We start from the raw sequence: 18268 nt of genomic DNA on the forward strand, positions 1-18268 counted from the left end.
ATGTACGCAAGTAACTGTAGCAGCGTCCGGCACCCCGAGACCACTGCCGGAAGCTACGGCGTGACCGCGAAGGCCGCGCGCACCGAGCGCGTCGCCTCGCGGATGAGGGCCGGGACGCCCCGCACTGGGGGCTGGGCGATGAGCTGCAGCCCGGTCCCCCGGACCAGGGCGACGACCAGCACGGCGGCCGCGGCCGGGTTCGCGTCGGACCGGATCGACCCGTCGGCGACGCCCTGGCGGACCACGTTCGCCAGCAGCAGCCGGAAGTCGGCGTCCCGGCGGGCGAACAGCGGCGCCAGCACGGGGTCGGCCGCGATCGCCTCGCCCCACAGCTGCAGGAACGCGCGCGCCGACGGCGTCCGCCGCACGACGTTGCGCAAGTACGCCTCGACAATCCGCACCAGGTGCTCGAGGCCGTCGCCCTGGTAGGCCGGGACGTCGAACCGCTGCGCCTCGTCGACCACGGCCTCCAGCAGGCGTTCCCGGCTGCCGAAGTGGTGGTAGACGATGCCGCGGCTGTAGCCGGCCGCCTCCCCGACCTCGGCGAGCGTGACGGCGCGGGACCCGCTGCGCGCGATGAGCGCCATCGCCGCGTCCAGCACCCGCCGCTCGGTCTCGGCGCGTCGTTGCTCCTGCGTTCGCCTGGCCGGGCGGTCGGTCATGCGTCGTGCTCCCCTGACTGGCTGCGTGGTCGACGCAGTGTGCCACGGCGTCCTCCCGCCGCCCGGCCCCGGCACCTACGCGAACAACGCCAAGAGCCCTTCGGTCGAGCGGACGACGACGTGCGCCGCGGTCCGCTCCGCGTGCGGCTTGTCCGGGCGCTCCGCCTCGTGCCGCCAGCGCCGCAACGCGTCCAGGCCCGCTTCGTAGATCTCGCCGGCGTCCGCGTCCGGCTCCAGGCCGAGGCGGTCCGCCGGGGCCGTGCCCTCGGCGCCCAGCAACCGGACGGCCTCCTCCGCGGGCTCGCCCGACAACGCCGTCCGGCCGCCGCGGATGTCGGCGATCAGCCGCAGCTCGCGGAAGTCGTGCGCGGCCGCGGCGAACCGCTCCACCCGGGACACGAGCCGGTCGCCGCCCGGGCGGGGCTGGGCCGCCAGCAGCGCCTCCAGCCGGATGATCGCCGTGCGGGCCTTCAACGCGTCGGCCCGCGCGACGAAACACCCGGCCAGCGTGTCGCGCAGTTCGCCGAGACCGCTGCGGCGGACCAGCTCCGCCGAGAGCTTCAGCCGGTCGTCGCAGCCCGTGCGGATCAGGGTGAGCGCCAGCCGGACGCCGAACATGCCGAACCGCACCACCAGCGACCGGCGCGTCTCCACCGGGATCGGGCCGGGGAACGCCGGATCGGTGAACGAGTCCACCGAAAGCACGTGCCGTTCCAGCTCTTCGCGCGGCACCGCGGCGAACGCGGCGAGCAGGTCGAACTCGTCGTCGCGCAGGGACCGGCCGCCGTAGGCCAGCTGCCCGGCGACGGCGATCACGCCCAGGAACCCCGTGCACAGCGGGTCTTCCCGCCACGCGCGGCGCGCCAGCTGCTTCGCGGTCAGCAGCGCGTCGATCCGGCCCGCCCCGACCTCGTCGGCCCGGGACAGCACCAGCACGGAGTTGACCGCGCTCTGCCGCGCGAACGCCGAGCCGCCCGGCGGGTGGGCCGCGGCGAGCTCGTCGGGTTCGAGGTGACGCACCAGCCGCACCGTCGCGTCGGGAACTTCGTCGGCCGGGCCGGGGTCGTCCAGCAGCACCAGGTCGCGCAGGGCGCGCGTCGGCCACTCGCCGAGCGCGGCGGCCAAGGTCGTCTTGCCCGACGACGGCGCCCCGGCGAACGCGACGCGCAGCGGCTGCTCCAGCCGGTTCAGGCAGTCGTGCAGCATCGCCGACGCGCGCGGGTCGTCGCGGTAGAGCCCGGCCGCGGCGTGCAGCAGGTCGCGGACGTCCTGCGTCACGCCGAAAGCTCCCGCCGCCGCCGTCCGGCGATCGTGCCGCTCGCCCGCGCGCTGGTGCAACCCGGCGAGGCGGTCGATCTCCTTGCGGATGTGCCCGGTCCGGCGCTCGCGCTCGGCCGAGCCGGCCAGGATCGTCTCCCGCTCGCGCGTCAGCTCGTCGGCGAGGTCCTCGGCCAGCCCGGTGAAGTGGTCACGCAGCCGCCGCTGCACGACGCGGATCGCGTCGCGGCTTTCCTTGCTGAACCGCAGGAAGACGTCGTCGACGTGCCGTTGCGCGGCCTGCTTGGCGACGGCTTGGCGCCGCTGCAGCCGCATCCCGCCCTCGTCGCGGATCGTCTTCACGGCGAACGCGGCACCGGCGCTGATCGACACCGGGTTGATCAGCGGCAGGCCCAGCCAGGGCAGGCTGGTGACGAGGCCGAACATCAGCACACCGCCGTACGAGCCGCGCAGGCCGGTGAACGCCTGCTGGCCGATCTTGAACTTCTCGATCTTGGGCCGGCGGACGTCGTCGAGGCTGTCGACGCCCGAGCCGTCGAGCGGGAGGTCCGGCAGCGCGCGGTCGTACTGGGCGCCGAAGCACGCGGCGACCGCCTGCGCGGTCCACTGCGCTCGTTCGGTCAGCCACGAGTAGTTCGTTTCGACGGCGTCGGCCAGCGCGCCGTCGAGCCAGGGCGCGAACTCGTCCCAGACCTTCGCCGGGTCGCCCTCGTCGAAGGTCTGGTCGATGGTGTTGACGATCTTGCGGGTCCGCTCGCGCAGGTCGTACTCGACGTCGGCCATCAGGTCGGCGATCTCGTCGGCGAGCAGGTTCTGCCACCGGGTGTTCTGCCGCCGGAGGTCGTCGGCGCGGCGCTGGGCCCGCTGCAGCAACGCCGCTTGGCCGAGCCCGGCGTCTTGTCCCGCGGCTTCGATGCGATCGCGCAGCGACTCGACGAGTTCCGCGGCGGCGGCGCGCACGCCCACGGCGGCGAGCAGCGCCCTGGACTGCTCCGGCGGCCGCGCGGCCTGCTCGGCGATCCACGCGAGCAGCTCGGGGAAACCCGAGCGGGCGTTGAGTTCGGCGTCACCGGACTTCGCGGCGGCTTGGCGCACCACGGCCGAAACGGGCAGCACGGGCGCGTCGATCCCGGCTTCGGCGAGCATCGCGCGGTTGCGCTCGGCGACCGCGCGCCAGCCCGGGCTGGCGTCGATCTTGGTCAAGGCCAGCAGGACGTGCGGGCACCAGGTGCGGACGTGCCGGGCCAGCGCGAGTTCGGCGGCGCTCAACGGCGCGGTCGCGTCGGAGACGAGGATCACCGCGTCCGCTTCGGCCAGCACGTCGAGCGCGGCGGCGGTGCGCGGCGCCCGCGGGTCACCGACCGGCGGGGTGTCGATCAGGACGAGCCCGGCCGAAAGGAGTTCGCGCGGCACACCGACTTCGACGCGGCTGAGCGTGCCGGCGGGCCGGGCGCCCAGCTCGCCGGAGAGCCGGTCGACCGCCACGGGGATCCGTTCGCGGGACCGGCCGACGAGCGTGGCGGCGGGTTCGGCGGCGTAGCCGATTTCGGTGGGCACCGCCGGGGTCGGGGCGTCGCCGACCGCGCACACGGGCGCGTTCAGCACCGCGTTGAGCAGGTAACCCTTGCCCTGTTTGGGAAAGCCGAGCACGCCGAGCCGGGTCTGCCCCGGTGGGGCGTCCCGGCGTCTGCGCAGGCGCTCGGCGAGATCGGCGCGGCCGTGGGTGCGGCACGCGTCCAGGGTCTCGTTGAGCACTTCGAGCCAAGCCGGTGCGGTCACGATGGACGAGTGTCCCCGGTTCACTCCCCGTGCGCACACCGGGTGCCCGTCCCGCGGCTGCACCCAGACCGCGGGACGGGCACCGGTGACCGGTTCGGGGATCAGTGCCCGATGTGGATGTCGTTGTTCGACGCGATGTCACCGATGTGCAGGTTGCCCAGCGCGTTGTGGCTGACGTCCGCGACGTCGGAGACCACGTCGTGCACGGCCGAGCCGTTGCCGCTGGCGAGCTCGCCGACCTGGCCGACCGCGTTGTGGTCGACGTTGATGCCGGTGGCGTTCGACACGACGTTGGTGACCTCGCCGAGCGGGCCGTGACCGTGGCCACCGTGGTGCTCGCCACCCTCGGAGCGGGCGGAGGCGAGGTCGCCGGCGCCCTGGAGGATGCCGGTGAAGTCGCCCACGTGCGTCACGGAACCGGTGAGGTTCTCGACCGTGCCGGTCAGGTCGCCGACGTGCGAAGCGACCTCGCCGACCGGGCCGGCGGTCGCGCCCAGCACCTCGGTGCCGACGGTGTGGGCGGTGCCCACGCCACCGACGAGCGGCTGCTCGGCCAGCGTCGTCACCTGCGCGAGCTGGTTGGCGTCGGTCAGGTACGCCGGCGCCGCGGTCAGGTTCGACAGCGCGGCCGAGTCGAGGCCGTTCGCCAGGTCGCCACCGAGGAGCGCACCGGTCGCGTTGCCGGCCAGCGCGGTCACGTTGGCGGCGTTGGTGATGTCGTTCACGCCCGGCAGGGAGCCGACGCCCGGGACGGCGGGCAGGTCGCCCACGGCCGGGAGCTCGCCGACGCCGAGGTCGCCGACACCCGGCAGCGCCGGGGTGGCCGGCAGGCCGAGGCCCGCGGTGAGGGCGGTGAGCTGGTCGATCGCGCCCTGGATCCCGGCCTGCGGGGCGTCGGTGCCCAGCGCGGACAGGTCGCCGGCCTGCGGCAGGCCGCCGACGGCCGGGAGGCTGTCGACCGGCACGTAGTCGAGCACCAGCGGGATGACCTCGTGCACGTCGGCGGCGCTGACGTCGCCGAGGCCGGCGGCCGCGAGGGCGCCCTGCGGGTCCGTCCCGAAGGCCGCGAGCGCGGTCGGGTCGTTGAGCAGGTTCAGGGCGAAGTCGTGCAAGGTCTGCACGGAGTCCATGGGGGTTTCTCCTGGTCCGGTGGTTCGGGGGACAGCATCGGCCGCAGGGACCGGTGCTCCGTGATCAAGGTAGGGAGACCGTCCCCCAGCGCACATCGGGGATCACTCCGAGTCGCACTCCGATCAGCCGATAGGGGATCGATATGTCATCGTTAGGGAGTTAGGGGCTCATCCGAGACGCGCTCAGTTGGGTTAAATCCCTCCAACCCCTTGCCTGACTAACCCGTTTGGGTGAGGATGCCCCGAGCCCTAGGGGGATTTCGTTCCCCTGTTCGGCCCCACGAGGTGAGGAGGAAGCGCCGTTGCCCTACGTCCTCGGGATCGATGTGGCACAGGGACGGACCCACGCCGCGACCTGCCGTCGACAGGGCCCCGGCTGGGGTGACCCGGAACCCCTCTGGCTGGGCGAGCGCTCCCCGGCCGCGGCGTCCGCGCTGTTCCTGGACGACGAGGGGTACCTGCTCACCGGCGACGCCGCCGCGCAGGCGGGCGCCCGGGTGCCGTCGCGGCTGCTCACCGGCTTCCACCGGCGGATCGGCGACGACGTCCCGATGCTCGTCGAAGGCGAGGCGTTCCCGCCCGAGACGCTCACCACCGTGCTCGTCGAAGGCATCGCCGAGCACGCGGCGAACCTGTTCGGCGGACCCCCGCACCACCTGGTGCTGACCCACCCCGGCGATTGGGGCGCCTACCGCCGCGACGTGCTGCGGCGCGCGCTCGCCGACGCCGGGTTCACCGCGGTCACGCTGGTCCCGGGCTCGGTCGCCGCACTCGGGGCGCACCTGCCCCAGCCCGGCCCGGGCGCGACGGCGGCCGGGGTGTGCGAGTTCGGCGCGGACGGCGTGAACGTGACACTGGCCACCGCGACCGGCGCGAGCGGCTGGCAGCCGGGCGCGAGCGCCGAAGGCGTCGCCCCCGCGGCGGCGCTCAGCACCCTCTTCGCCCTGGCGGGAGCGGCGTCGACGTCGCCTGCCGGGCTCGCCGGTGTCGTGTTCTGCGGCGACGTCCCCCCGCACGCGCTGCCGGCCCGCCCGCCGTGCCCGGTGTTCGCGGGACCGGTTCCGCCGGCGACCACCGCGCTCGGCGCGGCCGCCCTCGCGGCCCTGCGCGCGGACCACCGGGGCACCCCGCAGGAGCCCCCGCCGGTCGAGACCACCTTGCTGCCCAAGGTGGACACGCTCGGTGATCTCGGCGAGCGGCCACCCCGGCCGCCGGTCGACATCACGCCGTTCGAACTGCCCGAGCGCAGCAGCCCGCTGAACCTGTTCCGGCGGCGGCGCCCCCTCGCCGCCGCGATCCTGGTGCTCGCCGCGGCCGTCTCGGCCGTGCTGATCACCGTCACCGCCCGCGAAGCCACCGCCGGCCCCGACCAGTCCCCCGCTCCGAGCCACTGCGCCCAGTCCGGCGCCCCCTCCGGTGAAGGTCACTGTTGAACACACTGCTCACGCAGGTCTCCCCGCTCGTCCCCGTGCACCCGGCCGCCCGGCAGCTGCTCGACCAGGTCGCGGCCGCCCCGGCCACGCCGTTGCGGCTCGCCGTCGTCGCGCCCGGCGGGTACGGCAAGAGCGTGCTGCTCGCCGCGCTCGACCAGCGGTACCGGGAAGCCGGCATCGAGGCCCTGCTCGTCGACGACGCCGACCGGCTCGGCCCCGACCAGCTCGAGGAATTGCTCACCGGCGCGGACGGGCCGATCGTCGTCGCGCACCGGCCGGCGGCGGTGGCCCCGGGCTGGACGTTGCTGCAGCTCGGCCCGCTGGGCGTCGAGGACATCGCCCGGCTGATGACAACGGTGTCGGGAAAGCCGGCCGACCCCACCGCGGCGGCCGACCTGCACGCCCGCAGTGGCGGCGTGCCGAGGCTGGCCGAGCGCGCGCTGCGCGGGCGGCTGGAGGAGTTCCGCCCGGAGCTCGACGAGCTGGACGACGACGTGCTCCGCTACTTGATAGCGGCCGAAGCGGGGGCGGGCCGCAATCTCGACCTGCTGTGCGCGCTGCTGGACCGAGGCCCGGACCAGCTGCCCACGATCGTCGAGGGCGCCCGCGCAACGGGCCTGCTGGCCCCGGACGACACGCTCCTCCCCTTGGCGGCGGTGGCGGTCCGCGACTTCGGGCCACCCGCCCGTCGGCTCACGACGCTGCAGCGGCTGGTCGAGCTTCCAGCTGGCGAACGGCCTGCCGGTGCTGGACTTGGCCCAAGCGCTGCTCGGCACGGGAAGCTCGGGAACATCGGCGGCGGCGGCGTTCGCAGCGGCGGCGGCCGAGGCATTGCCGACGGACGCCCGCCTGGCGACCAGGCTGTTCGAAGCGGCGGCCGAGGCGGGCGACAGGTCAGCGGTGGTGACGGCGGGCTGGGCCCGAGCGGCGGCGTTGTCCGGCGACCTGGACACGGCACTGCGCCTGGGCGACGGAATGCTCGGCGCGGCGGACCCGGCAACCCGCGCGGTAGGCGCGGCGATCGCGGCGACCGTGCTGGCCCACCGGGGCGAGCTGGCGCGGAGTGCGGAGCTGTATCACTGGGCTTCGCGCAGTAGCGCCGCCGCGGGCAACGGTTGGGGTGCCGCGAACGCGCCGGGCAACGGTGGAGCGCCGGGCGGTGGCGGGGCGCCGGGCAGTGCCAGCGCGCCGGGCAACCTGTGGGCCGCCGCGGATGCGTCGGGAAGCGCAGCCTCGGCGAACCCTTCGACGGGCGGCACTGCATCGGCGAACCCTGCGGCGGGCACCTGGACGGGCGGCGCCGCTCCAGCCTCGGCAGGTACCTGGGCGGGCAGCGCTCCCGCGAACCTGGCGGGCGCCTGGGCGAGTAGCGCCGCTTCGGCGGGCACCTGGGCGGGCACTTGGGCGGGCGCCGATGCGTTCGCGGCGATCGCTCTGCTCGGCACCGGTGATCTCGACGGTGCCCGGCGGCTGCTCGACTCGCCCGCGCCCGGCGTCGCCCCGACGTTGTTCGCGGGCGCGGCCACCCGGATGGCCCGCGGCATCGCCGATTCCGTGTCCGGCTGCGCGACCGAGACGTTGTCCACCCTGCTCGGCGCGGCCGCGATGCTGGAGCCCGCGCTGGGCGGCACCCTGCTCCCGGACAGCCCGGCGGCGCTCGCCGGGCTCGCCGCCCTGCACACCGGCGAGCTGGCGCTGGCGGAGTCCGTGTTGACGCGCGCACTGGACGGCCGGATCGGTGGCGACCTCCTCGAAGCCCGCCACCGGCTGCTGCTCGGCTGGGTCGCGATGACGGCCGGCGATCTCGCCGCGGCCGCGGAGCACCACGACGCCGTCGCCGGACAGCCACTCGAGGCCCGCGACGAGCTGTTCTTCGCGACGCTGGAACTCGGCCTCGCACGACGAGCCAGCGACCTGGTCGGCCTGCAGCGGTCGTGGAACCGCGCGTACCAGGCCTCGATGCGGCAGCAGACGGACCTGTTCACCCTGCTGCCGCTGGGCGAGCTGGCGATCGCGGCGGCCCGCACAGGAGCGTTCGCCAAACTCTCCGGCCAGCTCGAACGCGCCCACGGATTGCTCGCCCGGCTCGGCGAGCCTCCACTGTGGACGGTGTGGCTGGTCTGGCACGAGCTCCACGCGGCGATCACGCTGGAGGACGCGGACGCGGCGAAGGCCCACCTGGCGACGTTGATGACACACGCCCATTGCGGCCGCCACCCACGCGCACTCGCGACGGCGGCCCAGAGCTGGCTGGCCGTGCTGAGCGGCTCGTTCGACCCGGACACGATCTCCGCGGCCGCGGCCGAGCTGCACGACCTCGGCCTGCGCTGGGACGCGTCCCGGCTGGCCGGCCAAGCCGCGATCCGGACATCGGACCGCAAGGCGATGGTCCAGCTGCTGGAGGCGGCCCGCCAGTTCCAGGGCACGGCGGCCCGCCGCGACCCGGGCACCGCCGAGCCGGCGGCGGCCGGGACGGGCCTGGCGGCGCTGAGCGAGCGCGAGCTGGAGGTGGCCCGCCTGGTCGTCGAAGGGCTGACCTACAAGCAGGCCGGCAGCAAGCTGTTCATCTCGGGCAAGACGGTCGAGCACCACATGGCCCGCATCCGCGGCAAGCTCGGTGCGGCCGACCGGCGGGAGCTGCTGGCCACGCTGCGGGAGCTGCTGTCCCGCCCGGACGCCCCGTAGCCGCTCAGTCCCGGCTGGGGCCGAACCGTTCGGTGCGGACCCGGTGCGGGTCGTGCCCGAGCGCGACGAGGATGTCCGCGACCGTCTCCACGAACCCCGTCGGCCCGCAGACGAAGCACGACGCGCCGAACTCCGCGGGCCACCCGGCGGTGTTGATCGTGGCGACGTCGATGCGCCGCGGAATCCCGGGGCGGCCTTCCGGCAGCTCCCGCGTGTAGACGTAGGTGACGTCCAAGCCCGCCACCGGCTTGCGCAGCTCCTCGGCGTAGTACAGCTCCGCCGGGGTGCGCAGCGAGTAGATCAGCTTGAACGGCGTCCGGACGCCCGCCGCCCGCCGGGCGCGGATCATCGCCATCAGCGGCACGATGCCCGAGCCACCGGCGACGAGCAGCACCGGCGCCGGGTCCGTCGGCCGCCAGACGAACCAGCCGCCCACCGGGCCCCGGATCTCGACGGGGTCCCCGATCGCGTACGGGCCCGTGAGGTGTTCGGAGACTTCCCCGCCGGCGACGCGCTGGACGGTGAGTTCGACCCGGTCGCCGTCGGCGGGCGCGGCGAGCGAGTAGCTGCGCTGCGCCCGGTAGCCATCAGCGGCGGTGAGCCGGACGTCGACGTGCTGGCCCGCCAGGTGCCCCGGCCAGCCGGGCAGGTCGAAGACGAGCGTGCGGGCCGTCGGGGTCTCGTCGCGGATGTCGGCCAGGCGGGCGACCCGCCAGGCTAGTCGCCCTGATACCGCTGTTCGCGCCATGGATCCCCGTAGTCGTGGTAGCCGACGTTCTCCCAGAAGCCCGGCTCGTCCCGGGTCTTCAGTTCGAGTCCGCGAACCCACTTCGCGGACTTCCAGAAGTAGAGGTGCGGCACGAGCAGCCGCGCCGGCCCGCCGTGCTCGGGGGTGAGCGGCTTGCCGTCGTATTCGTAGGCGACCCAGGCCTGCCCGTCGAGCAGGTCGGCGAGCGGCAGGTTCGTGGTGTACCCGCCGTAGGCGTGCACCATGACGTAGTCGGCCTCGGTGGCGAGCCCGCCGACGAACGTGTCCACCGGGACGCCCCGCCACCGCGTGTCCAGTTTGGACCACTGGGTGACACAGTGGATGTCCACTGTGGGCTTCTCGCTGGGCAGGGCCATCAGGTCGGCCCAGCTCCAGGAGTGCTTCTCGCCGGTCTCCGTGGTGACGGTGAATTCCCACGTCTCCGTGCGCACGCGCGGGGTCGGGCCCGCGGAGAGAACGGGGAAGTCCTGCGCCAGGTACTGCCCGGGCGGCAGGCGCGGGTCGCCCCCGCGGGACCGGCCCTGGAAACCCGGCGTCACGACACCCATGCGGCACTCCTCCCGGTCGCGGTCGAGCCTACGCCCGGACGTGCAGCCCGAGCGACGTGACGAGCACCGCAGCCTGTTCGGGTGACACGATCGCCCCGGCCAGCTCGGCGTTCACCGGGTCGAGCGCAGAGAGGTCACTGCCCCGCAGGTCGGCCCGCGCCAGCTTGACGGCGTGCAGCACCGCGCCCGAGAGGTCGACGTCCGCGAACACGGCGTCGGCACAGTTCGCCCCGGCGAGGTCGGCTTCGCGCATCCGCACGCCGTGGAAGGCGACGGACCGCAGGTCGGCGCCCGCCAGCCCGGCGAAGGACCAGTCGCCCCCGGTGACCCGGAGCGGCCGCAGCTCGCACTCGCTGAACGAGGCGCCGACGAGCTTGCACCCGGTGAACTCGGCGTCGAAGAAGTTGCACCGTTTGAAGGAGCACCCGGTGAAGGCCGAGTCCGTGTGCCGCGACGCGTTGAAGCGCACGTTGCCGAACACGCAGTCGGTGAAGGTCGAGTTCCGCGTGACGGCTTCGGAGAAGTCGACCTCGTGGAACTCACACCGCAGGTAGTGCCGTCCGGTGATCTCCTCCCCGTACCAGTCGTCACGGACGAACCGCTGCTCTTCGACGGGATCTTGCGTGGCATCGGACACCCGGCCAGGCTAGCGGCAAGTTCCCGACCCCGGAGGGCCAGCGCATGCTCGACGCCGAAGACGTCCGCAAGGCCGTACCGATGACGGCCGCCGTCAACGCGGTGCGCGAGGCATTTCTCGAGTTGGGCCATTTCGAGGTGCCCCAACGGTTGTCCTTCGGCGGCGGCACGACATTGGTGATGAGCGCCTGTCACACGCCGACATCCACGACGGTGGTGAAGACGCTCAACCTGGCCCCCGGCCGGACGCCGATGATCCTGGGGACGCTCGTGTGGAACACCGCCGAGGGGCAGGTGGTGGCTGACGCCGTCGAGGTGACCACTCTGCGCACTGGAGCTGCTTCGGGTGTGGCGACTGATCTCCTGGCCCCGCCGTCCGCCTCGCGGCTCGCCTTGCTGGGTACCGGTGCGCAGGCCGCCGATCAGGTGCGTGCCGTGGCTGCCGTTCGGCCGGTGCGTAGCTTGGCGGTGTTCGGGCGCGATCGGGCTCGTGCCTCCGCTTTCGCCTCGCGGATTCGGCTTGAGTTTCCCGGGGTGGACGTTGTGGTGGCTCCCTCCGCCGCGGATGCCGTGGCTGATGCCGAGGTCGTTTGCTGTGCTACCTCGTCGAGTACTCCTCTCTTCGACGTGGATGCGTTGCCTGAGCGGGTTCATGTCAACGCGATCGGGTCTTATCTGCCCTCCATGCGGGAGCTTCCCGCGGAGTTGCTCGCCAGCGCGGGGTGTTTGGTGGTGGATCAGGTGAGCGCCGTGCTCGAGGAAGCCGGTGAGGTGATCCATGCCGTGGAGAACGGGTTGGTGGCGCGGGACTCGCTCATCGAGCTTGGGGATGCGTTGCGGAAACCTCCTGTCGTGAGTGGGCGGACGGTGTTCAAGTCGGTGGGGCTCGCCGTGCAGGACTGGGCTGTCGCCCGGTTACTCGGCGAGGCCCGTGTCTAGGCGACGGTCGGGGTTGCGGTGCGGACTGCCAGCCGCTGCACGTAATGCGCGGCCGACCGGGGTGCAGGCGCGCGCGGTCTGCGGGGGCGCGGTGCGCTGGCCGCAGGCGGCCGACCGCCGCACGTGGCGCTCGGGCCGCGCGGTCCGCGGGCGCGGAGCGCTGGGCGGCCAACCGCCGTACATCGCGGGCGCCACGCGGCGCGGTCCGCGATGCGCTGGCGCGGTGTGCTGGGCGCGGGCGGCAACTGCCGCACATGGCGCGCGGCACGCGGCACCCGGTACGCGTGCGCGAGGCGCGGGCGGCCAACCGCCGCGCGTGGCGCGCCGCGCCGCCTCCGGCCGCGGAGCGCACACCTCCGCATCGGCGCCCGCCCACCCCGGCCGCCTTCCGCCCGGCCGTCAGCCGCACGCGAGCGGTAGAGGCGAGCCCCGCCAAACTGGCGCCCAAGTGCGAGCGACAGCTCACTGAGCGTTCCGATCCCGGCGTCGGAGAGCAACGGAAGCGGCCGAACGGCGCAATCTGAGGCTTGGCGCGTTTGATCGGTCACCCGATCCGGGAATTTTCTGGACATGTCTCCTTGGCGAACCACCACCAGACGGAACACGGCCGTGCGGGTCATCACGGCGATCGGCGCGATCTTCGCGGGGATCGAAGTGCTCTACATGATCATGGTGCTTGCCGGTGCCAACGCCGGGAACGCCTTCTTCGTTTTCATCAAGTCACTGGCGGTTCCTCTCGCCTTGTTCTTCCCGGGCCTGTTCCCGGTGGACAACCCGAGCCTGGCCGTGATTCTCGACTTCGGCCTGGCCGCGGTGTTCTGGCTGGTCATCACCGGCATCATCGCCCGCTTCGCGGGTTGATGACCCGCGGGACCACCCGCCGTCGCCGCCTTCAGTGTTCTTCGGCGACACTGGACGGATGAGCGACGGCAGGTGGTTCGACGGCTGGGCGCCCTGGCCTGAGCTGGCTGGGCTGGCCGCGGCCGGGCGTTCGCTGCTCCCGAACGTCCCGGTGACGCCCGCGGCCCTCGTGCGCACCGTCACCGAACAGCTCGTCGGGCGCCGCCTCACCGCCAAGGTCGGGGACCGCGAAGTCGGCCTCACCCTCGCCGAACTCGACTACCCGGCCGACAGCCTCCGGCTGGCCACCGGACGGGTCGGCGACGTCCGGATCGTCGCCGAGGACGTCGACTGGCCCGAGCCCGAACCCGACGGCGGGAGCATCCTCCTGCGCCGGGTCACCGTGCTCGCCGAAGACGTCCGCCTCCGCTCGCTGCCCACGCCTGCCGCCATCCCCGCGCGGGTCGAACTGCGGATCGCGGTGTCCGCGGACGTGCTGCGGGAACGGGTGGCGGCGGTCCGCCCCGGGATCGTCGCGGCCCCGGCGGAAAACGGTCTGCTGCGGATCCACTGGGCCAAGCGCCCGCACTGGGGCCACCTGACCCTCGAGCCGCACGTGGCGGACGACGCCGTCGTGCTCGAACCGCGAACCCTCCACATCGGACAGAAGTCACTCCGGCCGCCGAAGCGCTTCCGCCCCATCGTGCTCCCCCTGCCGGAACTCCCGCCGGGGATAAAGCTGACGAAGGTCGAACCGCGCCACGACGAGCTCGTGCTGCACACAGTGGCGGAGGAATGGCCGGAACGGCTTTCCCGCATTCCGCTGGCCGACCTGCTGAGCTGGCTGACCACCGCGGCCATGACCCTGACCCTGCCGAAACTCGGTACGCGTCCATAGCTTCCCCTCCGTCCACGCGGACCCGGACCGGCCCGCACAGACCAAGCTACTCGAACGCGCGTTCGAACATCATCACCCACACAGGTATGTCCACAAGGGACGGACGATCAGCCCACCGGGAACCAGGTCCCGGACGCCCATTCCGTGTCGCCCCAAGCCTTCCGCTCGTCCGCCCGCGGATCCAGCACCAGGTCCGTGTCCTCCCGGAACACCATCACGGGCCGCAGTTCCGGCCCGTACGGCGGCCACTCGGGACCATCGGCGGAGGCGACGCCGTCCCGGATGAACCGCACCCAGCAGCGGTGGATCAGCAACGCCGCCCGCTCCCGCGCGGGATTGACGTCGGCGGCCTGCGCGTACAGCGGCAACGGCGTCTTCCACGCCATGGTCGTCTCGGTGCCGTGGCCGCCGTCGAGCTGCTCGGGCACGCCGGGCGCGGCGATGTCGATGCGGTAGCGGTAAACCCGCGCGTGCGCGGACTGCGCGTCGGCGAGCCGCTGCGTCGGGACGCCGTAGCGCTCATCGCCCATCGCGGCGATCTTCGCGGCCCGCAAATCCGGCACGCGGCGAAGATAAGTGTCGAGGAGGTGCGAAGCCCCGTCCACGCCGAGGATGCCCGTCAGCACACCGGACGCCGGGGCCGTCGCGACGTCGTCGCCGAGCATCATGGCGTACGTGCTGCCTTCGTTGCTGTTGCAGCCGATCAGCAGCGGGATCCCGGCCGCGCTCCCCCGCCGGATCGGCTCGATCGGCACCTCGGGCAGCACGCGCGGGTGCACCGTCGGCCGCCACAGCCACAGCGCCTGGAACCCCGTCAGGATCCGCTCCTGCGCCTCGACGAACTCCTTGGCGGGCAACGCCCGCAGCGCCTCGAGGTCGTGGCAGCCGACTTCGTCCAGGAGCCGTCGCGCCAGCGCCGTCCCGGCTTCCGGCGTCGCGACGTGGTCCGCGCCGCCGGAGCTGCTGATCGCCTGCGCGAACAACCCCGCTCCCAGCGGGCTGCCCATCAGGTTCCCGAGGCTCTTCGCGCCCGCGGAAACGCCGTAAACAGTGATCCGCGCGGGGTCGCCGCCGAACGCGGAAACGTTGCGGCGCACCCACTTCAGCGCCTCGATCTGGTCGAGCAGCCCGCACACCCCGGCGTCCGCCTCGGCGTCACCGAAGATCCCGGCGAGGTGCAGGAACCCGAGCGAGCCGAGCCGGTAGTTGATCGTGACGACGACGATCCCGGCGCGCGCGAACTCCTCGCCGTCGCCCAGCTGCTCGCCGTGCCCGACGCGGTAACCGCCGCCGTGCAACCAGAACAGCACCGGCCAGCCGCCCTCCGGCGCGGGCCCTTCCGGCGTGCACACGTTGAGGTACAAGCAGTCCTCGTCGCACACCGCGGTCGGGTTCATCGGGTCCGGCGCCTGCATCGCGTGCGGGCCGTACTCCGTCGCGACGTGCACCCCGCGGGGCAGCGAAGGCGGCTGCGGTGCCTTCCACCGCAGCTCCCCCACCGGCGGGCGGGCGTACGGGATCCCGCGCCAGACGCGGACGCCGTCGCCCGCCAGCCCCACCAGCGCCCCGAGCTCGGTCGTGACCGTCGGGACGGCCGCCATCAGAGCGAGGCCTGCTCGACCGTCGGCAGGCAGACCTCGAACCGGGTGTTCCCCGGCTCGGACTCGACGCGCAGGTCACCCTGGTGGCGCTCGACGACGATCTTCCACGAGATGTCCAGGCCCAGCCCGGTGCCCTCGCCGACCGGCTTCGTGGTGAAGAACGGCTCGAAGATCCGCGGCTTGATGTCGGCGGGGATGCCCGGGCCCGTGTCGCCGATTTCGACGCGGATCTGGTCGTTGACGCGCCAGGTGCGCAGCGTCAGCGTGCCCTCGCCCTTCATCGCGCCGAGGGCGTTGTCGATGATGTTCGTCCAGACCTGGTTCAGCTCGGCCGGGTACGCCGGCACCTTCGGCAGGCTCCGGTCGTACTCCTTGACGACGCGGACGCCGTCGCCGATCTTGCCGGACAGCATCACCAGCGTGGAGTCGAGGCCGTCGTGGACGTCGACCCACTGGTGCGGCGCGCGGTCCATCTGGGAGTACTGCTTGGCCTTGCCGACCAGCGCCGAAATCCGCGTGGTGGAGTCCTCGATCTCGCCCATCAGCATCTCGGTCTCGAGCGCGTAGGCGAGCCAGCGGACGGCGCCGTCGATGAAGGTGTCGCCGACCTGCTCCAGCACGTTGTCCAGGTCGGCCGTGGTCAGCCCGGCGCGGACGTAGATGTCGGCGAGGTCCCAGCCGCCGTCGATGCCGCGGTCCTCGAACCAGTCGCCGATCTCGTCCTCGCGGTCGGCCTGCTGCATCGCCGTCAGCTTCTCGGCCTGCGCGACCTGCTTGACCAGGCGTTCCTGGACGTCGATGAGCTGGTAGAGCAGCTCGGGTTCGATGTCCTTCTTGGCCAGGAAGGCGAGCTTGTGGCGCATCCCGGCGACGCGCTCGCGCAGGGCGGACGTCGCCCGGACGGCGGCCGCGGCCGGATTGTTCAGCTCGTGCGTCAGGCCCGCCGACAGCTCACCCAGAGCCAGGAGGCGGCGGCGGGAGCCGATCACCGTGTCGCTGTTGCGCCAGCCGAGGTACATGCCCTCCAGCAGGTGCGTGGCCATCGGGAACCACTGGCGGAACTCGACGGCGAACTCGTTCGCCGGGAGCGCCAGCAGCGTCAGGTCGCTCAACGCCTGCACCGAAGCGCCGTAGCGGTGCTCGGCTTCCTGGTGGACGAAGAACTGCGTCGCACCGAAGTAGGCACCGCGCTGGTCGGACCGGTTCGTCTCGACTTCGGTGCCGCTGACCAGCCGCGTCATCCGGACGGCGCCGGACAGGATCACGTAGAAGCAGGTCGCCTCGTCGCCCTCGCGGATGACGAAGGTGTCGCCGTCGTACCGCTCGAGGACGCCGTTGGCGGCGACCCAGTCGAGCTGCTCCTCGGAAAGGTGTTCGAACAGGAAGAGCCCGCGAAGCTCCTCCCGCGGCAGTGCGCTCATTGTTCCTCCAGGTACCGGTGTACCAGCGTCACGGCCATCGCGCCCTCGCCGACCGCCGAGGCCACCCGCTTGACCGACTGCGACCGCACGTCACCGGCCACGAACACGCCGGGGATCGACGACTCGAGGTAGTGCGGATCACGGTCGAGCGGCCAGCCCGCCGGCCGCTGCCCGCCGCTCAGCAGGTCCGGCCCCGTGCACACGAAGCCGTGGTCGTCGCGGTGGATGCCCTCGCCCAGCCAGTCCGTGCGCGGGGCGGCGCCGATGAAGATGAACAGGTGCCCGGTCTCGACCGTCTCGGTGACGCCGTTCTCGCACAGCGTGAGCCGCTCGAGGTGCTCGGTGCCGTGGGCCTGCTTGACGGTGGTGTGCGTGCGCACGTGGATGTTTTCGATGCCGGCGATCTGCTCGATCAGGTAGTGCGACATCGACGCCTCCAGCGACGCGCCGCGCACCAGGATCGTGACGTCGCTGGCGTGCCGGGAGAAGAACACCGCGGCCTGCCCGGCGGAGTTCGCGCCGCCGACGATGTAGACGTGCTCGCCCTTGCACTCGGGGGCCTCGGTCGCCGCCGAGCCGTAGTAGACGCCGCGGCCGGTCAGTTCCTCGATGCCCTCGGCCTCCAGCGCGCGGTAGGTGACGCCGCTGGCCAGGATCACCGAGTGCGCGGCGATCTCGCTGCCGTCGCCGAAGGTGATCACGCGCTGCGACCCGCGGGCCTCCAGGCCGACGACGTCGCGCGCGGTCAGCACCTCGGCGCCGAACTTCTGCGCCTGGCGCCGCGCCCGGTCGGTCAGCTGCGCGCCGGAGACGCCGTCGGGGAAGCCCAGGTAGTTCTCGATGCGCGAGCTCGTGCCCGCCTGGCCGCCGGTGGCCTTCTTCTCGACGAGCACCGTGCGCAGGCCCTCGGACGCGCCGTACACCGCGGCGCCCAGCCCGGCGGGCCCGCCGCCGATCACGACGAGGTCGTAGAACTCCTGCGCGGGCCGGGTCGACAACCCGACGGCGTCGGCGATCTCGCTGCCGGAGGGGTTCTTGAGGACGGTGCCGTCCGGCGTGACGACGACCGGGATGTCCTTGTCGGTCGCCTCCGCGGCCTGCAGGATCCGGGCGCCCTCCTCGTCGTCGACGGAGAACCAGCGGTACGGCACGGCGTTGCGCGCGAGGAAGTCGCGCATCTGGAACGACGGCGAGTTGTACCGGTGGCCGATGAGCTTGACCTCCTCGACCGGCCGGTCGCCGACCGCCTTCCACGTCTCGACCAGCGCGTCGATCACCGGGTAGAGCTTCTCCTCCGGCGGGTCCCACGGCTTGAGCAGGTAGTGGTCGACGTCGACGACGTTGATCGCCTGGATGGCGGCATCGGTGTCGGCGTAGGCGGTCAGCAGGGCGCGGCGGGCGTGCGGGAACAGGTCCATCGCCTTCTCGAGGAAGGCGATCCCGTCCATCTGCGGCATCCGGTAGTCGGCGAGGATGGCCGCGACGGCGTCGCCGCGCAGCTTGATCTCGCGCAGCGCGTCGAGGGCGTCCGGGCCGGAGTCGGCGCGGATGACGCGGTAGTCCTTCCCGTAGCGTCGGCGCAGGTCTCGGGCGACCGAGCGGGACACGGCGGGATCGTCGTCGACGGTCATCAGGATCGGCTGGCTCAC

General features: G+C 72.9%; 13 protein-coding genes and 1 pseudogene. 5 read left to right on the forward strand and 9 right to left on the reverse strand.

The features are described 5' to 3' along the window. Window positions 1–53: 53 nt before the first annotated feature. From QP939_RS03510 to QP939_RS03520, 3 genes are all read right to left on the reverse strand, one after another. Window positions 54–662 (reverse strand): TetR/AcrR family transcriptional regulator, encoded by a 609-nt coding sequence (locus QP939_RS03510; protein WP_285455071.1) that lies wholly within the window; start codon window positions 660–662, stop codon window positions 54–56. 75 nt (window positions 663–737) lie between these two features. Beyond that, window positions 738–1940, reverse strand: a complete 1203-nt coding sequence (locus QP939_RS03515) for a GTPase (RefSeq protein ID WP_285459631.1) — start codon at window positions 1938–1940, stop codon at window positions 738–740. 1880 nt (window positions 1941–3820) lie between these two features. Then, window positions 3821–4849, reverse strand: a complete 1029-nt coding sequence (locus tag QP939_RS03520) for an IniB N-terminal domain-containing protein (protein ID WP_285455072.1) — start codon at window positions 4847–4849, stop codon at window positions 3821–3823. A gap of 302 nt (window positions 4850–5151) precedes the next feature. Between QP939_RS03520 and QP939_RS03525 the strand changes: the two genes are divergently transcribed. Next, window positions 5152–6282: an Hsp70 family protein gene (locus QP939_RS03525; protein ID WP_285455073.1), complete on the forward strand. Its 1131-nt coding sequence runs from the start codon at window positions 5152–5154 to the stop codon at window positions 6280–6282. Then, window positions 6279–8967 (forward strand): annotated as a pseudogene (locus QP939_RS51755) (helix-turn-helix transcriptional regulator). The gene QP939_RS03525 and the pseudogene QP939_RS51755 overlap by 4 nt, the downstream one beginning before the upstream one ends. A gap of 4 nt (window positions 8968–8971) precedes the next feature. On the opposite strand, the gene QP939_RS03540 reads toward QP939_RS51755, so the two are convergent. The 3 genes from QP939_RS03540 to QP939_RS03550 are packed head-to-tail and all read right to left on the reverse strand — an operon-like array spanning window position 8972 to window position 10921. Next, window positions 8972–9715: a ferredoxin reductase gene (locus QP939_RS03540; RefSeq protein WP_285455075.1), complete on the reverse strand. Its 744-nt coding sequence runs from the start codon at window positions 9713–9715 to the stop codon at window positions 8972–8974. Next, complete coding sequence (locus QP939_RS03545; RefSeq protein WP_285455076.1) at window positions 9685–10284, reverse strand: sulfite oxidase-like oxidoreductase; 600 nt, start codon at window positions 10282–10284, stop codon at window positions 9685–9687. The genes QP939_RS03540 and QP939_RS03545 overlap by 31 nt, the downstream gene beginning before the upstream one ends. A gap of 28 nt (window positions 10285–10312) precedes the next feature. Beyond that, window positions 10313–10921 carry a pentapeptide repeat-containing protein gene (locus tag QP939_RS03550; RefSeq protein WP_285455077.1) on the reverse strand — a complete coding sequence of 203 codons (609 nt, stop codon included), beginning with the start codon at window positions 10919–10921 and terminating at the stop codon, window positions 10313–10315. 44 nt (window positions 10922–10965) lie between these two features. On the opposite strand from QP939_RS03550, the gene QP939_RS03555 reads away from it, so the two are divergent. The 3 genes from QP939_RS03555 (at window position 10966) to QP939_RS03565 (ending at window position 13597) form a co-directional block, all read left to right on the forward strand. Then, a complete protein-coding gene (locus tag QP939_RS03555) occupies window positions 10966–11859 on the forward strand; it encodes an ornithine cyclodeaminase family protein (RefSeq protein ID WP_285455078.1) in 894 nt (297 codons plus the stop codon). A 609-nt stretch (window positions 11860–12468) separates the two neighbouring features. Further along, window positions 12469–12720: a hypothetical protein gene (locus tag QP939_RS03560; RefSeq protein ID WP_285455079.1), complete on the forward strand. Its 252-nt coding sequence runs from the start codon at window positions 12469–12471 to the stop codon at window positions 12718–12720. Window positions 12721–12778: 58 nt separating this feature from the next. Then, complete coding sequence (locus QP939_RS03565) at window positions 12779–13597, forward strand: LmeA family phospholipid-binding protein (RefSeq protein WP_285455081.1); 819 nt, start codon at window positions 12779–12781, stop codon at window positions 13595–13597. Between the two features lie 107 nt (window positions 13598–13704). Here QP939_RS03565 and QP939_RS03570 read toward each other — a convergent pair whose 3' ends face one another. Genes QP939_RS03570 through QP939_RS03580 form a run of 3 tightly spaced genes read right to left on the reverse strand, consistent with a single transcriptional unit; the run spans window position 13705 to window position 18268 of the window. Next, on the reverse strand, window positions 13705–15198 hold the full coding sequence (locus QP939_RS03570; RefSeq protein WP_285455082.1) for a carboxylesterase/lipase family protein: 1494 nt from the start codon (window positions 15196–15198) through the stop codon (window positions 13705–13707). Then, window positions 15198–16619, reverse strand: a complete 1422-nt coding sequence (locus QP939_RS03575; protein WP_285455083.1) for an ATP-binding protein — start codon at window positions 16617–16619, stop codon at window positions 15198–15200. Before QP939_RS03575 ends, QP939_RS03570 begins: the two co-directional genes overlap by 1 nt. After that, entirely contained in the window at window positions 16616–18268 is a 1653-nt protein-coding gene (locus QP939_RS03580; protein ID WP_285455084.1) for a response regulator, read from the reverse strand. The genes QP939_RS03575 and QP939_RS03580 overlap by 4 nt, the downstream gene beginning before the upstream one ends.

Source organism: Amycolatopsis nalaikhensis (assembly GCF_030264295.1).
Classification (GTDB): domain Bacteria; phylum Actinomycetota; class Actinomycetes; order Mycobacteriales; family Pseudonocardiaceae; genus Amycolatopsis; species Amycolatopsis nalaikhensis.

What these genes read in the sequence shown, in the direction of transcription:
- QP939_RS03565 (WP_285455081.1), top strand. Translation starts at nt 12,779, where the DNA reads ATGAGCGACGGCAGGTGGTTCGACGGCTGGGCGCCCTGGCCTGAGCTG.
- QP939_RS03510 (WP_285455071.1), bottom strand. Translation starts at nt 662, where the DNA reads ATGACCGACCGCCCGGCCAGGCGAACGCAGGAGCAACGACGCGCCGAG.
- QP939_RS03570 (WP_285455082.1), bottom strand. Translation starts at nt 15,198, where the DNA reads ATGGCGGCCGTCCCGACGGTCACGACCGAGCTCGGGGCGCTGGTGGGG.
- QP939_RS03555 (WP_285455078.1), top strand. Translation starts at nt 10,966, where the DNA reads ATGCTCGACGCCGAAGACGTCCGCAAGGCCGTACCGATGACGGCCGCC.
- QP939_RS03520 (WP_285455072.1), bottom strand. Translation starts at nt 4,849, where the DNA reads ATGGACTCCGTGCAGACCTTGCACGACTTCGCCCTGAACCTGCTCAAC.
- QP939_RS03540 (WP_285455075.1), bottom strand. Translation starts at nt 9,715, where the DNA reads ATGGCGCGAACAGCGGTATCAGGGCGACTAGCCTGGCGGGTCGCCCGC.
- QP939_RS03545 (WP_285455076.1), bottom strand. Translation starts at nt 10,284, where the DNA reads ATGGGTGTCGTGACGCCGGGTTTCCAGGGCCGGTCCCGCGGGGGCGAC.
- QP939_RS03575 (WP_285455083.1), bottom strand. Translation starts at nt 16,619, where the DNA reads ATGAGCGCACTGCCGCGGGAGGAGCTTCGCGGGCTCTTCCTGTTCGAA.